The sequence below is a fragment of the Streptomyces sp. PT12 genome, assembly GCF_003311645.1.
Lineage (GTDB): Bacteria > Actinomycetota > Actinomycetes > Streptomycetales > Streptomycetaceae > Streptomyces.
Map to the genome: position 1 here is coordinate 113,054 of NZ_QEST01000129.1, position 14,879 is coordinate 127,932.

Annotated in this window: 12 protein-coding genes and 2 pseudogenes; 4 read left to right on the forward strand and 10 right to left on the reverse strand. The window is 73.7% G+C overall.

Annotated features, from left to right (window positions below; translation table 11 throughout):
* Positions 1-12: 12 nt before the first annotated feature.
* Together DEH69_RS14225 and DEH69_RS14230 are read right to left on the reverse strand one after the other, a co-directional pair.
* On the reverse strand, positions 13-693 hold the full coding sequence (locus tag DEH69_RS14225; RefSeq protein ID WP_113687309.1) for a response regulator transcription factor: 681 nt from the start codon (positions 691-693) through the stop codon (positions 13-15).
* Positions 690-2,000, reverse strand: a complete 1,311-nt coding sequence (locus DEH69_RS14230) for a cell wall metabolism sensor histidine kinase WalK (RefSeq protein ID WP_113687310.1) — start codon at positions 1,998-2,000, stop codon at positions 690-692. Before DEH69_RS14230 ends, DEH69_RS14225 begins: the two co-directional genes overlap by 4 nt.
* A 195-nt stretch (positions 2,001-2,195) precedes the next feature.
* Here DEH69_RS14230 and phoU point away from each other — a divergent pair, with 195 nt between their 5' ends.
* Positions 2,196-2,870 (forward strand): phosphate signaling complex protein PhoU, encoded by a 675-nt coding sequence (gene phoU / locus DEH69_RS14235; protein WP_113687311.1) that lies wholly within the window; start codon positions 2,196-2,198, stop codon positions 2,868-2,870.
* A gap of 99 nt (positions 2,871-2,969) precedes the next feature.
* A complete protein-coding gene (locus tag DEH69_RS31515; protein ID WP_181727430.1) occupies positions 2,970-3,128 on the forward strand; it encodes a hypothetical protein in 159 nt (52 codons plus the stop codon).
* A 77-nt stretch (positions 3,129-3,205) separates the two neighbouring features.
* Here the strand turns inward: DEH69_RS31515 and DEH69_RS14240 are convergent, their stop codons facing one another.
* On the reverse strand, positions 3,206-4,564 hold the full coding sequence (locus DEH69_RS14240) for a sensor histidine kinase (RefSeq protein ID WP_113687312.1): 1,359 nt from the start codon (positions 4,562-4,564) through the stop codon (positions 3,206-3,208).
* A gap of 18 nt (positions 4,565-4,582) precedes the next feature.
* The gene (locus DEH69_RS14245) at positions 4,583-5,341 is read right to left on the reverse strand and encodes a phosphoglyceromutase (protein WP_113687313.1); all 759 of its coding nucleotides are present in this window, start codon (positions 5,339-5,341) and stop codon (positions 4,583-4,585) included.
* 73 nt (positions 5,342-5,414) lie between these two features.
* Here DEH69_RS14245 and DEH69_RS14250 point away from each other — a divergent pair, with 73 nt between their 5' ends.
* On the forward strand, positions 5,415-8,156 hold the full coding sequence (locus DEH69_RS14250; RefSeq protein WP_113687314.1) for a SpoIIE family protein phosphatase/ATP-binding protein: 2,742 nt from the start codon (positions 5,415-5,417) through the stop codon (positions 8,154-8,156).
* On the opposite strand, the gene DEH69_RS14255 is transcribed toward DEH69_RS14250, so the two are convergent.
* Together DEH69_RS14255 and mshA are read right to left on the reverse strand one after the other, a co-directional pair.
* Complete coding sequence (locus DEH69_RS14255) at positions 8,113-8,625, reverse strand: YbjN domain-containing protein (RefSeq protein ID WP_113687315.1); 513 nt, start codon at positions 8,623-8,625, stop codon at positions 8,113-8,115. The two genes, DEH69_RS14250 and DEH69_RS14255, sit on opposite strands and share 44 nt — an antisense overlap.
* Positions 8,626-8,635: 10 nt before the next feature.
* A pseudogene (gene mshA / locus DEH69_RS14260) lies at positions 8,636-9,898 on the reverse strand (D-inositol-3-phosphate glycosyltransferase); the annotation flags it as partial.
* 181 nt (positions 9,899-10,079) lie between these two features.
* Between mshA and DEH69_RS14265 the strand changes: the two are divergent.
* Positions 10,080-10,865, forward strand: a complete 786-nt coding sequence (locus tag DEH69_RS14265; protein WP_113687316.1) for a class I SAM-dependent methyltransferase — start codon at positions 10,080-10,082, stop codon at positions 10,863-10,865.
* Here the strand turns inward: DEH69_RS14265 and DEH69_RS14270 are convergent.
* From DEH69_RS14270 to mshD, 4 genes and pseudogenes are all read right to left on the reverse strand, one after another.
* On the reverse strand, positions 10,825-11,307 hold the full coding sequence (locus tag DEH69_RS14270; RefSeq protein ID WP_258534668.1) for an NUDIX hydrolase: 483 nt from the start codon (positions 11,305-11,307) through the stop codon (positions 10,825-10,827). The genes DEH69_RS14265 and DEH69_RS14270 overlap by 41 nt on opposite strands.
* On the reverse strand, positions 11,300-13,552 hold the full coding sequence (locus DEH69_RS14275) for an RNA degradosome polyphosphate kinase (RefSeq protein ID WP_181727435.1): 2,253 nt from the start codon (positions 13,550-13,552) through the stop codon (positions 11,300-11,302). Before DEH69_RS14275 ends, DEH69_RS14270 begins: the two co-directional genes overlap by 8 nt.
* A gap of 84 nt (positions 13,553-13,636) precedes the next feature.
* Positions 13,637-13,789: pseudogene (locus DEH69_RS31520) on the reverse strand (helix-turn-helix domain-containing protein); the annotation flags it as partial.
* 98 nt (positions 13,790-13,887) lie between these two features.
* The gene (mshD, locus tag DEH69_RS14280; protein WP_113687318.1) at positions 13,888-14,790 is read right to left on the reverse strand and encodes a mycothiol synthase; all 903 of its coding nucleotides are present in this window, start codon (positions 14,788-14,790) and stop codon (positions 13,888-13,890) included.
* Positions 14,791-14,879: the final 89 nt, after the last annotated feature.

The window sequence follows — 14,879 nt, forward strand, 5'->3', positions numbered from 1 at the left end:
CGTTCCTCCGCGTCACGGCTCGAACTTGTAGCCGAGGCCGCGGACGGTGACCAGGTAGCGCGGCGCGCCGGGGTCGGGCTCGATCTTGGCGCGCAGCCGCTTCACATGGACGTCGAGCGTCTTGGTGTCGCCGACGTAGTCAGCGCCCCAGACCCGGTCGATGAGCTGCATGCGGGTCAGCACGCGGCCCGCGTTGCGCAGGAGCATCGCCAGCAGGTCGAACTCCTTGAGCGGCAGGTCGACCTTGCGGCCCGAGACGGTGACCACGTGCCGGTCGACGTCCATCCGGACCGGGCCCGCCTCGAGGGCGGCCGGGCTCTCCTCCTCCGACTCCCCGCGGCGGCGGAGCACCGCGCGGATGCGGGCGACCAGCTCCCGCGAGGAGAACGGCTTGGTCACATAGTCGTCGGCCCCTATTTCCAGGCCGACGACCTTGTCGATCTCACTGTCCTTGGCGGTCACCATGATGACCGGGACGTTGGAGCGGCCCCTCAGCTGGCGGCAGACCTCGGTGCCGGGCAGCCCGGGCAGCATGAGATCGAGCAGGACCAGATCGGCGCCATTGCGCTCGAACTCGTCCAGCCCCTCGGGCCCCGTGGCCGCGGTGGCGACCTCGAAGCCCTCCTTGCGGAGCATGTACGAAAGGACGTCGCTGAACGACTCCTCGTCCTCGACGACGAGCACTCGGGTCACGGGAGGACCTCCCGGGCAGTTTCGTTGGTGCGGATGGAGTGTGGCTCCGGTCCGGCGACGGCTTCCGGGCTGTCGGGGAACTCGGCCGGTTCATGCAGGGTGCCACCGAGGCCGTCCCGCTTCTTGCGGGCGGCGAGGTGGCGGTCCCGCGCGCTGCCGGGTTCCGGCAGCCGCAGGGTGAAGGTGGAGCCCTGGCCTTCGGCGCTCCACACCTGGACCTCCCCGCCGTGCGAGGCGGCCACGTGTTTGACGATGGCAAGGCCGAGGCCCGTACCTCCGGTCGCCCGGGAGCGGGCGGGGTCGACGCGGTAGAAGCGCTCGAAGACGCGTTCCCTGTCGGTCTCGGGGATGCCGATGCCCTGGTCGGTCACGGCGATCTCGATCAGCTCGCCGCCCTGGACGCGCAGCCGGGATCCGGCGATGGCGACGCGCGTGTGGGGCGGGCTGTAGTTGACGGCGTTCTCCACCAGGTTGCCCAGGGCGGCGGCGAGCTGCGCGCGGTTCCCCCAGACGCTCAGGTCGTCGACGCCGCCCGACGCGATGGTGATGTGCTTGCTGTCGGCCTGCTGGCGGCAGCGTTCGAGCGCCTCGGTGACGAGGTCGGCGGCCGGGACCAGCTCGGCGTTGGACAGCATGTCGTTGTCCTGGACCCTGGAGAGGTCGATCAGCTCCTGGATCAGATTGGTCAGCCGGGTCGCCTCGTACTGCATGCGGCCAGCGAAGCGGGTGACCGCCTCGGGGTCGTCCGCGGCGTCGACCACCGCCTCGGAGAGCAGGGAGAGCGCGCCGGCCGGGGTCTTCAGCTCGTGGCTGACGTTGGCGACGAAGTCGCGGCGGACCGCCTCGATGCGGCGGGCCTCGGTCAGGTCCTCGACGAGCAGGAGCACGAGGCGCGAGCCCAGGGGCGCGGCGCGGGCCGAGACGGCCAGCACGTCGGCCCTTCCCAGGCCGCGGCCGCGGCGCGGCAGGTCAAGCTCCATCTCCCGGATCTCCCCGTCCCGCCGGGTGTCACGCGCCATCGTGAGCATGGGCTCGACGGCAAGCCGCCCGCCGCGCACCAGTCCGAGAGCGTACGCGGCCGAGCTGGCCTTGACCACACCGTCCCCGTCGTCGAGGACGACGGCCGACGAGCGGAGGACGGACAGAACGGTGTCGACGCCCGGGGGCAGGACCGCCTCGGCGGTGGGGGGTGCGCCAGGGGAACGCGTGCGCTCGCGTTCGCTGAGACGGAATGCCAGCATGGCGACCACGCCGGTGCAGAGACCGGCTATCGCCGCCACGGCTGCGACCGCCGCGTTCACGTCCATATCCTCAGGTTAGGCGTGGGGGGCAAGGGGGCCACAGATGTGACTGAAGATGCTCGTCAGCCTGCCCGCGAGAGTTCACCTTGCCGACAGCGACGATTCACTTGACGGGGCGGAATCGGCCGCCTTCCGGGCAGAGCTTGGGACGATACAGAAGAGGAATGGCCGCGGAGCAGTCGAGGAAGGACAAGATCAGTCATGCGTGACGCGTATCACGAGGAGCTCGACGCGATCAGCGACAGCCTGGTGGAGATGGCGCGCTTCGTGGGGTCGGCCATCGGCCGGGCCACGACGGCGATGCTCGACGCCGATCTGAAGCTGGCGGAGAGCGTGATCGCCGCCGACGAGCGGGTCGACGACATGCAGCGGAGTCTGGAGGCGTCGGCCGTCGCCCTGCTGGCCCGCCAGCAGCCGGTGGCGACGGATCTGCGGATCGTCGTGATGTCGCTGCGGATGAGCGCCGACCTGGAGCGCTGTGGCGACCTCGCCCAGCACGTGGCCAAGGTGGCCAGACTGCGCTTCCCCGACTCCGCGGTGCCGAGGGACCTCACCGCGACGATCCTGGAGATGGGGCAGCTGGCGCAGCGGCTGATGGCCAAGGCGACCGAGGTGCTGATCACCAAGGACGTCGACCTGGCGATGCAGCTCGAACAGGACGACGACGAGATGGACTCGCTGCACCGCACCCTCTTCAGCCACCTGCTGGACGAGCGGTGGAACCACGGCATAGAGACCGCGGTCGACGTGACGCTGCTCGGCCGCTACTACGAGCGGTTCGCCGACCACGCGGTGTCGATCGCTCGGCGCGTGGTCTACCTCGTCACGGGGGAGCACGCGGACGAGTTCACGCCGGAGCCGGAAGCCACCGTCTGAGCCGTTTCACCACCGCGCGCCGGTTGTGCGCCGTTGACGGTCGGGGGAGGGGCGGGCGTCCAATGTGGGGGGACATCCGCCGAACGAGGAGAGGGATCCATGGCCGCCTCACCCGCCTCACCCGCCCCGATATCCCAGCCCGACCCCAAGACCCCACGCCGCCCGCTGCCGCTGCTCGCGAGCTGCGGCTGTGGCTCCGGCTGCTCCTGCGGCTGCCAGTCCGGCTCGTCCTGCCAGTGCGGCGGGAACTGCGGCTGAGATCCCCGCACCGCCCCCGCGGGGCGGCGCCGCCCTGTGCGCCGCCCTGTGCTGTGCGCCGCCCGGCGCGTTCACGGTCAGGGCTGGCCCCAGGGCAGCTCGGCGGTCAGCGCGAACGACGTGCCGCTGACGCGGTGGGTCAGGGTGCCGCCGTCGAGCGCGGCGCGTTCCTCCAGGCCCGCGAGCCCCGCGCCCGCGCCCGGGATGGCCGACGCGCCTGAGGGCGCGCCCGCGGGCAGCTCGTTCGCGACGGTCACGGTGAGCCCCTGGCCCGGGGCGCCGGTGACCGTCACGGCCACCTCGCGCCCCGGCGCGTGCTTGCGGGCGTTGGTCAGGCCCTCCTGGACCACGCGGTAGGCCGTGCGCCGCACCTGGCCTCGCGGCCCCGCGGCCGGGTCATCGACCGCGTCGGCGTCGTACGCGGCGACCAGGGTCACGCGCTGGCCCGCGCTCCGCGCGTCCGCGACCAGGTCCGCGATGTCGGCCAGCTCGGGCTGCGGCGACTCACCCACCGCGTCGGTGCCGCGCAGCACGGTCAGCACCTCGCGCAGCTCCTCGAGCGCCTGGTGGGCGGTGTCCCTGATGAGCTGGGCGCTTTCGCTGATCTCCGCCGAGGAGAGCGCGGTCGCGGGGGCGTCCTTGCCGGTGCGGTACGCCAGCGCGCCGGCGTGCACGGACAGCAGCGACATGCGGTGCGCGAGAACGTCGTGCATCTCCCTGGCGATGGCCTCGCGTTCGGCCCTGCGGGCGTCGGCGAGGCGGCGGGCGTGCGCGGCCCGCTCCCGCCTGGCCTCCGCCCTGGCCTCGTCGGAGAGCCGCAGCACGGTCTGGCGCCGCAGCCGCATCCAGGCGCCCCACGAGAAGAACGTCAGGTAGTACGCCGGATAGAACGCGAACGTCGCCCAGCCGCCCTCGTTCGGGACGGCGTAGACGAGCGTGTAGGGCAGCGCCGTCAGCGCGTGCGCGGCGAGGACCGCGACGCCGGTGCGCCAGGGGGCGCGCAGCCCGAGGTTGAGGATGGCGACGGTGAGCGGGCCGAACGACGTGCTGGTCCACGCGCCCGGCACGATCAGCGCGACGGCGAGCAGGACGGGGTGGCGGCGGCGCCACCAGATGGCGAGGCAGCCGAGCGCCCCGATGGGCGGGTCGAACGCCCGCATCCAGCCGGGGACATAGCCGGGGAGGTTCGCGGCGAACAGCAGCCACGCCCCCACCGCCCACGCGAAGAGCAGCGAGTCGACGAGCCAGTCGCGGCCCGAGCGGCGGACGCGGCTCGCGCCCGTGGCGGGGGCCTGGTCAGGGCCCGCGCGCAGCCGGTCCCGCAGCTCGGCTGGCAGCAGCCAGCGGTGCTCCCAGCTCTCCCCGGCAGTCTCCCCGGCTGGCTTCCCCGCCCGCGTCTCCCCGGCCCCCGTCTTCCCCGCCCCCGTCTCCGTCATGCGGTCGGCGTGCCCCCGCTACTTCTTGCCCTGGTTCTTCACGGCCTCGATCGCGGCCTTCGCGGCCTCGGGGTCGAGGTAGGTGCCGCCGCGGACGACCGGGTGGAAGTCGGCGTCGAGCTCGTAGAGCAGCGGGATGCCGGTGGGGATGTTGAGGCCCACGATGTCCTCGTCGGAGACGCCGTCGAGGTGCTTGACCAGGGCGCGCAGGCTGTTGCCGTGCGCGGTGACGAGCACGGTGCGGCCGGCGTTCAGGTCGGGGACGATGCCGTCGTACCAGTAGGGCAGCATGCGCACGACGACGTCCTTGAGGCACTCGGTGCGCGGGCGCAGCTCGCTGGGGATCGCGGCGTAGCGCGGGTCGTCGCTCTGCGACCACTCGGCGCCGTCGGCCAGCTCGGGCGGCGGGGTGTCGTAGGAGCGGCGCCACTTCATGAACTGCTCCTCGCCGAACTCCGCGAGGGTGGCGGCCTTGTCCTTGCCCTGGAGCGCGCCGTAGTGGCGTTCGTTCAGGCGCCAGCTGCGGCGCACCGGGATCCAGGCGCGGTCGGCGGCGTCGAGCGCGAGGTTGGCGGTGCGGATGGCGCGCTTGAGCGTCGAGGTGTGCAGCACGTCGGGGAGCAGGCCGGCGTCCTTCAGCAGCTCGCCGCCGCGGACGGCCTCCTTCTCGCCCTTCTCGGTCAGGTTGACGTCCACCCAGCCGGTGAAGAGGTTCTTCGCGTTCCAGTCGCTCTCGCCGTGGCGGAGCAGGATCAGCTTGTTCGGTGCGTCGGCCATGCCCCGAGACTAGACGAGCCCGCGTGGGCGGCCGGATGCGGCCTGGAGTTGGCAGAGGGTACAAAGTGGAAGAATGAGGGCGTCCTTCCGCAGCAGGCTCAAGCGTCCGCGGTCCATGGTGACCGCGCGCAGCGTCGTGGGGCAGATGTTCATCCTGCTGATCGGCCTCGTTCTGCTGCTGGTCGCCGCCTCCGTGCTGGTCCTCTACCTCCACGTCCGGCACGGCGCCAAGGACGGCGCGGCCACGCGTTCCCTCGTCACCGCCCAGTCCTTCGCAGGCGCCCCCGGCACCGCCGAGGCCCTGCGCTCCCCCGACCCGACCGCCGTTCTCCAGCCGCGCGCCGAGGGGGTCCGCGAGCGCACGCACACCGACTTCGTCGTCGTCCTGAACCGCGAGGGCATCCGCTTCACCCACCCCGACCCCGATCGCATCGGCGAGCGGTTCATCGGCACCTTCGAGCCCGCCAGGGAAGGCAAGGTGGTGCGGGAGACGACCGAGGGCACGCTCGGCCCATCGGTGCGCTCGGTCGTGCCGGTGCGCGACGAGGACGGCGAGGTCATCGGCATGGTGGCGGCCGGGGTGACCCTTGAGCGGATCAACCTCGTCGCCATCAACGAGCTGCCGCTGCTCCTCGGCGCGGGCGCGGGCGCCGTCGCCCTCGCCACGGGCACGGCGGCGCTGGTCAGCCGCAGGCTGCTGCGGCAGACCAGGGGCATGGGCCCGGCCGAGATCACCCGTATGTACGAGCGGCACGACGCGGTGTTGCACGCGGTCCGCGAGGGCATGGTGATCGTGGACGCCAAGGGGCGGCTGCTGCTCCTGAACGAGGAGGCCGCGCGCCTGCTCGGGCTCCCCGATGACGCCACGGGCCGGGACATCGGCGACCTCGGCCTCGACAAGGCGACCGTCGCGCTGCTGTCGTCGGGCGACGAGGTCACCGACGAGGTGCACATGGCGGGCGGGCGGCTGCTCACCGTCAACCACCGGCTGACCGCGCCGGCGGGCCGCCCCGGCGGCACGGTCACCACGCTGCGCGACACCACCGAGCTGCGGGCGGCGTCGGGGCGCGCGGAGGCGGCGCAGAAGCGGCTCGAGCTGCTGTACGCGGCGGGCATCGCCATCGGCACCACGCTCGACGTCATCCGCACCGCCGAGGAGCTGACGGAGGTGGCCGTTCCTGAGTTCGCCGACTATGTCACCGTCGACCTGGTCGAGCCGGTGTTCCGCGGCGGGGACAGCAACGGCGCGGAGAACCGCATGCGCAGGGCCGCCACCGGAGGCGGCACCCCGGGCCGCCCGGTGCGGGGCCCGCGCACCACGCTGCGCCTCAACGCCGACATCCCGCAGGTGCGCGCCCTGGCCGCGGGGCGGGCCGTGGTCGAGAACGACCTGCACGGCACCGACTGGTGGCAGGCAGGGGACGAGGAGTACGCCGCGGGCCTGATGCGGCACGGCTTCCACGCGGTCATCTGCGCCCCCCTGCACGCCAGGGGCGTGGTGCTCGGGGTGGCGGGGTTCTGGCGCGCGGGGCGGCAGGAGCGGTTCGACGGCGAGGACCTGTCGCTCGCCGAGGAGCTGGCGGCGCGCACGGCGGTCTGCGTCGACAACGCGCGCCGCTACGCCCGCGAGCACGAGCTGGCCGCGACGCTCCAGCGCAGCCTGCTGCCCAGGCGGCTGCCCGAGCAGAACGCCGTGGAGGCGGCGTACCGCTACCAGCCAGCCGAGGCGGTCGGCGGCGACTTCTTCGACGTCATCCCGCTCTCGGGCGCCAGGGTCGCGCTCGTGGTCGGCGACGTCGTCGGGCACGGGCTGCACGCCGCGGCGGCCATGGGGCGGCTGCGGACGGCCGTGCACAACTTCGCCGCGCTCGACCTGCCGCCCGACGAGCTGCTGGGCCGCCTCGACGAGCTGGCCGACCGCGACGGCAGGGAGACCGCCTCAGGGGACGCCAGCGGCCGGGGGACCGGCGACCGGGACGGCGGCGACGGCGGGAACAGCGGGGACGGCCTGGACACCGACGGGAGCGGCGCGGTCACCGGCGCGACGTGCCTGTACGCGATCTACGACCCGGTGGAGCGGCTATGCACGCTGGCCACCGCGGGGCACCTGCCGCCCGCGCTCGTGCACCCGGACGGCACGGTCGAGTTCCCGCGGCTGATCGCGCACCCGCCGCTCGGCGTCGCGGGCATGCCGTTCGAGCCGACCGAGCTGCGGCTGGCCGAGGGCACCAGGGTCGTGCTCTACACCGACGGGCTGATCGAGGCCCGCGACCGGGACATCGACGTGGGGCTCGGGCTGCTGCGCGACGCGCTGACCGGCGCGCCCGACGACCCCGACGCGGCGTGCGACCGCGTGCTTGACGCGCTGTTGCCCGAGCGGCCGACCGACGACGTGGCGGTGCTGATCGCCCGCACCCAGGCGCTCGCGCTGGGGCAGGTCGCGTCGTGGGACGTGCCGTTCACGCCGTCGGCGGTGGCCGAGGGGCGGGCGGCGGCGGGGCGGCAGCTCGCGGCGTGGGGACTGGCGGAGATCGCGTTCATCACCGAGCTGATCCTGTCCGAGATGATCACCAACGCCCTGGTGCACGGCTCGGCCCCGATCCGGGTCAGGCTGCTGCGGGACCGCACGCTCATCTGCGAGGTCTCCGACGGCAGCAGCACCTCGCCGCACCTGAGGAACGCCACCGCGACCGACGAGGGCGGGCGTGGTCTCTTCCTGGTCGCGCAGTACGCCGACCGCTGGGGCACCCGCTACACCGCGGAGGGCAAGGTCATCTGGGCGGAGCAGCGCCTGCCCCACCGTCCGCGCCGGTGACGCGGGAGAACGCGTCGAGGTTCCGCGTGGAGACGCCGCGGGCGGTGCGCCACGCGTACTCCTTGCGGATCGCCTCGGCGAAGCCCAGCTCGAGCAGGGTGTTGAACGAGCTGTCCGCCGTCTCAAGCACCGCGCCGAGCAGCCGGTCGATCTCGTCGGCGGTCACCGCGGCCAGCGGCAGGCGGCCCACGAGGTAGATGTCGCCGAGGTCGTCGACGGCGAACGCGACGCCGTGCAGCCTGGGGTTGCGGCCGAGCAGCCAGCGGTATACGGCCTCGTGGTTCTCGTCGGGGCGGCGGACGACGAACGCGTTCACCGAGAGGGAGTGGCGGCCCACCACGAGCGAGCACGTCGTGGAGAGCTTGCGCGTGCCCGGCAGGGTCGCGACATAACGCCCGTCCCCCGGCGACTCCCACGCCACGCCCATGTCGGTCAGCGCGCCCTCGATCACCCGCCGCGGATCAGCCATGGCCCCGAGACTAAGCCCTGGCGCGCTGGCGGGCCGGGGCGCGGGCCGCCAGTGCCTCGCGGTAGACGGCGAGGGTGTCGGCCGCGGTGGCCGACCAGCCGAAGCGCCGCGCGTGCCGCGCCGCCGCGGCGCCAAACGCCTCGGACAGCTCGGGCCGTTCGGCGAAGCGCCGCAGCGCGTCCGCGTAGCGCACCGGGTCGTGCCCCTCGATCAGGAAGCCGGTGCCCCCGTCCCGCACCACCACGGGCAGCCCGCCCACCGCGGCGGCGACCACGGGCGTCCCGCACGCCTGCGCCTCCGCGGCCACCAGGCCGAACGACTCGCTGTAGGACGGCATCACCAGGACGTTCGCCGCCCGGTACCAGTCGGCGAGCGCCTCCTGGCCGACCGGCGGGTGGAAGCGCACCAGGTCGGCGACGCCGAGGCGGGCCGCGAGCTTCTGCAGCCGCTCCGGCCTGGCGAGGCCGCTGCCGCTCGGCCCGCCGACGATGGGCACCACGAGGCGCGAGCGCAGCGACGGGTCGGCGTCGAGCAGCTCGCGCACGGCGTACAGCAGGATGTCGGGCGCCTTGAGCGGCTGGATCCGCCCGGCGAACAGCGGGACGAACGCGCCATCGGGCAGCCCGAGTCGGGCGCGCGCGGCGGCCCGCCCCGCGCCGGGCGTGAAACGCTCCAGGTTCACGCCGGGGTGCACCACGGCGGTGCGCTGCGGGTCGGCGTCGTAGTACCGGACGAGCTGGTCCGCCTCCTCCGCCGTGTTGGCGATCAGCCGGTCGGCGGCGCCCACGACCTGGGTCTCGCCGATGACGCGGGCCGCGGGCTCGGGGGTGTCGCCCGCGGCGAGGGCGGCGTTCTTCACCTTGGCCATCGTGTGCATCGCGTGCACGAGCGGCACGCCCCAGCGCTGGGAGGCGAGCCAGCCGACGTGCCCCGAGAGCCAGTAGTGCGAGTGGACCACGTCGAAGTAGCCCGGGTGGTGCCCGGCCCAGATCTGCATCACGCCATGGGAGAACGCGCACAGCTGCGCGGGCAGCTCCTCCTTGCTCAGGCCCTCGTAGGGCCCGGCGTCCACGTGCCGCACCAGCACGCCGGGGGCCAGCTGGCACACCGGCTCGCGCGCGCCCGATGTGGCGCGGGTGAAGATCTCGACCTCGACGCCGAGCGCGGCCAGCTCCCGCGACAGCTCCACCATGTAGACGTTCATCCCCCCGGCGTCCCCGGTGCCCGGCTGGTCAAGCGGTGAGGTGTGCACACTCAGCATGGCGACCCGGCGGATGTGTCGCACCACGCCTCCTGTCGATGTCGGCTCGGCTTGGCTCGGCTTTACGGGACGGGTGACCCGTCGTGTCCCCTCGTGCAACCGCGCACGGTCCGTTCGTGTTCCCCCGCGGGGCACCGTTACGCGTGAACGGCGCCGTCCGCGCCCCCGCGCACGCGCCGTTACGCTCGACCGCATGGCGGAGGGGAGGGTCACCCGGGGGACCACAGGGCGGAACAGACTGCGGCGCATGGACCGCTGGATCGCCGCCGTGCACGCCCCCGCGCTGCGCCGGGCGCGTGCCGCGCCGCTGGCCGTCGACCTGGGGTACGGGGCCGCGCCCTGGACCGCCGTCGAGCTGCTGACCCGGCTGCGCGCGGTCCGCGCCGACGCCCGGGTGACCGGAGTGGAGATCGCCCCGGAGCGGGTGGCCGCCGCGCTCTCGCACGAGCGCCCCGGGCTGCGCTTCGTCCGCGGCGGCTTCGAGCTGCCGCTGCCCGGCGGGGAACGCCCCCTGCTGATCCGGGCGGCCAACGTGCTGCGGCAGTACGCCGAGGACGAGGTGCCCGGCGCGTGGGCGCTGCTGTGCGCCCGCCTCGCGCCCGGTGGCCTGCTGGTCGAGGGCACATGCGACGAGGTGGGGCGGCGCCATGTGTGGGTGGCGCTGGGCGAGGGCGGGCCGCTGACCGTGACGTTCGCCGCGCGCCTCGGCTCGCTCGCCGCCCCGTCGGACCTGGCGGAGCGGCTGCCCAAGGCGTTGATCCACCGCAACGTCCCCGGCGAGCCGGTGCACGCGTTCCTGCGGGACTTCGACCTGGCCTGGGCGGCCGCCGCGCCCTATGGCCCGCTGGGGGCGCGCCAGCGCTGGGCGCACGCCGTGCGCGCGCTGGCCGCCGACTGGCCGCTGGCCGACGGGCCGCGCCGCTGGCGGCAGGGCGAGGTCACCGTGCGCTGGGAGGCCCTGGCGCCCCGGCGGCGGTGATGCCCAACGCGTGCAGCGCCTGGTCGAGCAGCGCGCGGTTGGCGGGGTGGGTCAGCTCGGCCCTCGCGTCCATGGGCGGCAGCCAATGCACCTGGTCCACCTCGGAGTTGGGCTCGAACGCGCCCGCGACCGCCTCGGCCACCCAGTAGACGACCTCCTTGGGCCGCCCCTTGGCCCGGTAGCGGGCGGTGGGCAGCGGGGCGCCGAGCACGCACTCGGCGCCCGTCTCCTCCCTGATCTCGCGGCGCGCCGCGTCGGCCGCCGACTCGCCCTCCTTGAGCTTGCCCTTGGGGTGCGACCAGTCGTCGTACTTGGGCCGGTGGACGAGCGCCACCTCGATCCCCTCGGGCGCCTCGGGCGCCGCGCGCCACAGCACACAGCCCGCGGCGCGCACCCACTCCTCGTCCTCCCCCGCCCCCGGGGGCCCGGTCGTCTCAGTCACCGCTGCCCCGGCGCTTCCTGCGCGCCTCGATGAGCGCCTCCTGGAGGTTGCGCAGCCGTCGGCCCTCGGCGTCCACCGCGTGCCGCGTCCACCGCCCGTCGGGGCCGAGGTGCCAGGACTCGGTCGCGTCAGAGGTGCCCGAGGTGACCAGCCGGATCAGCGACGAGCGATGCCCCGGGTCGGTCACGCGCACGATGGCCTCGATGCGCCGGTCGAGGTTGCGGTGCATCAGGTCCGTTGACCCGATCCACACCTCGCTCTCCCCGCCGTTGGCGAAGGCGTAGACGCGCGAGTGCTCGAGGAAGCGCCCCAGGACGCTGCGCACCCTGATGTTCTCGGAGAGCCCCGGCACCCCGGGGCGCAGCGCGCAGATGCCGCGCACCCAGACGTCCACCGGCACGCCCGCCTGGGAGGCGCGGTAGAGGCCGTCGATGATCGACTCGTCGACGATCGAGTTGACCTTGATCCGCACCCAGGCGGGGCGGCCCTCCTTGTGGTGCTCGATCTCGCGGCGGATCCGGGTGAGCAGCCCCTCGCGCAGCGAGCGCGGCGCCACCAGCAGGCGGCGGTAGCTGTCGCGGCGCGAGTAGCCGGAGAGCCGGTTGAACAGGTCGGAGAGGTCGGCGCCCACCTCCGCGTCGGCGGTCAGCAGGCCCAGGTCCTCGTAGCGGCGGGCGGTCTTGGGGTGGTAGTTCCCCGTGCCGACGTGGGCGTAGCGCCGCAGCTCCTCGCCCTCCTGGCGGACCACGAGCGACAGCTTGCAGTGGGTCTTGAGGCCGACGAGGCCGTAGACGACGTGGCAGCCCGCCTCCTCCAGCTTTCTGGCCCACTTGATGTTCGCGTGCTCGTCGAACCTGGCCTTGATCTCGACCAGCACCAGCACCTGCTTGCCCGACGCGGCCGCGTCGATGAGCGCGTCCACGATCGGGGAGTCGCCCGAGGTGCGGTAGAGCGTCTGCTTGATGGCCAGCACGTCGGGGTCGCCCGCGGCCTGTTCGAGGAACGCCTGGACCGACGTGGAGAACGAGTCGTACGGGTGGTGCAGCAGCACGTCGCGGTGGCGCAGCGCCGCGAAGATGTCGGGCGGCGTGGCCGACTCGACCTCGGCCAGGTCCCGGTGGGTGCCCGCGACGAACTTGGGGTACTTCAGCTCGGGCCGGTCGAGCGCGGCGATCGACGAGAGCCCGGTGAGGTCGAGCGGGCCCGGCAGCGAGAAGACCTCGTCGCGGCTTGAGACGACCTCGTCGCGGTTGGTCATCAGCTCCTTGACCAGCCGGTCGAGGACCTCGGGGTCCATCGACTCCTCGACCTCGAGGCGCACCGGGGGCCCGAAGCGGCGGCGCAGCAGCTCCTTCTCCAGCGCCTGGAGGAGGTTCTCCGCGTCGTCCTCCTCGACCTCGAGGTCTTCGTTCCTGGTGACGCGGAAGACGTAGTGCCCCAGCACCTCCATCCCGCGGAACAGCTCCTCCAGGTGCGCCGCGATCACGTCCTCGACGGGGACATAGCGCTGCGGCGACGCCTCGAGGAAGCGGGAGAGCAGCGGGGGCACCTTGACGCGGGCGAAGTGCTCGTTGCCGCTCGCGGGGTTCCGCACGCGGACGGCCAGGTTGAGCGAGAGCCCCGATATGTAGGGGAACGGGTGGGCGGGGTCGACGGCGAGCGGGGTGAGGACGGGGAAGATCTTCTTGCGGAAGAGCGTGAAGAGCCGCGTCTGCTCCTGCTCGGTCAGGTCGGGCCAGCGCAGCAGGTGGATGCCCTCGTCGGCGAGCTGCGGCAGGACCGTCTTCTGGAAGCAGGCCGCGTGCCGCGTCATCTGCTCCCTGGCCAGGGCGAGGATCGTCTCAAGCACCGCCTGCGGCGACTGGCCCGTGACCGAGCGGTTCGCGACTCCGGCCGCGATGCGCCGCTTGAGCCCGGCGACGCGCACCATGAAGAACTCGTCCAGGTTGCTGGCGAAGATCGACAGGAAGTTGGCCCGCTCGAGCAGCGGCGTCTGCGGGTCCTCGGCCAGCTCGAGGACCCGCTCGTTGAACGCGAGCCAGCTGCGCTCCCGGTCGAGGAAGCGGTCGCCCGGCAGCTCGGGCAGCGCGGCGTGGGGGACCTCGGCGGGGTGCGGGACCTCGGCCGCCGGGGGCTCGATGGCGGACTCGGAGGCGTTCTCGGGCGGATCGGCGCGCTCGCTCGGCTCCGCGGGCCCCGGGACGGTGTACGGGCGGTCCTGGCGGATGCTCGTCTCCTGGCTCATGCCTCCATTCTCACGCCTTCCGGACGAACGGGGCACATCAGCGAGGTGAACGGGCGCACCGGAACGCACTCCCGCCACACCGCGCGCCCGGTACCTCTCGGCCCAGCGCTTGGCCGTCCCTGGCGAGACGCCAAACCGCTCGGCGGCGCGCCGCAGCGACAAGCCGTCGTCGAGCACCGCGCGGGCCAGCCGCAGCCGGTCGGCCTCGGTCAGGGGTGGTCGGCTGCCGCTGCTCATGGAACGGACAGTACCCGCGGCCCGGCGTTCCCACCGCACGGGGCGGGCGCTGGGCCGAGCGGGTCAGCGGTCACACGTCGGCCCCCGCCCGTCGCCGTTCAGCGTTCCGTGCGGTACATGAGATCGGTCTCATGGGTGCGGAAGCCCAGGCTCTCGTAGACGCGGAGCGCGGCGGCGTTGTCGGCGTCCACATAGAGCATCGCGGTGTCGAGCACCGGGTCGGCGGCGAGGTGGCGCAGCCCGATGACGGTCAGCGCCCTGCCGAGCCCGAGCCCCTGGGCCTGCGGCGCGACGCCCACGACATACACCTCGCCAAGGCCCTCGGCGGCGTGCGCCTTGGTCCAGTGGAAGCCGAGGATCGTCCCGTCCGCCTCGCGCACCGCCAGGAAGAACCCCGCGGGGTCGAACCACGGCTCGGCCTCGCGCGCCGCCAGGTCGTCGAGGGTCAGCGCGCCCTGCTCGGGGTGGTGCGCGAACGCGGCGGCGTTCACCGCGAGCCACGCCTCCTCGTCCTCGCCGGGCGCGAAGGTCCGCGCGGCCACGCCCTCGGGCAGCGCCGGGTCGGGCAGCGCGAGCCCGGTCAACGGGCGGCGCATCTGCCGGAGTTCACGGAAGAGCGTGAGCCCGAGCAGCCGCGCCAGGTGGCGCGCGGCGGGGAGGCCGCCATGGGCCCACAGCCGCAGCCGGTGCCCCGACTCGGCGAGCAGCGCCTCGCCGAGCGCGCGCCCGTGCCGCCGCCCGCGGTGCGCGGGGTGCACGACCAGCTCGGCCGACGGGGCCTCGACGGGGTCGGTGCCGTCAAGCTGGGCATAGCCGACCAGCGTGCCGTCCACGCGAAGCAGCAGATGGCGCACGCCGGCGCGCTCCCCGGCGCGCAGCAGCAGCATGCCCTGCTCGGAGACGGCGGCCCGCCCGTCGGCCGCCGCCGCGGCCGCGATGAGCCCGGCCGCGTCCCGCCGTTCGTCCTCGGACACCCGTTCCCGCACCACGACTTCAGTCATGGGGCGACCGTACCCATCGTTTCCCCTCTTGTTACACAGCCCCTCCTGACGGCTACGCGCGTAACCCATAGGGTGCGGGCGGACTGAAG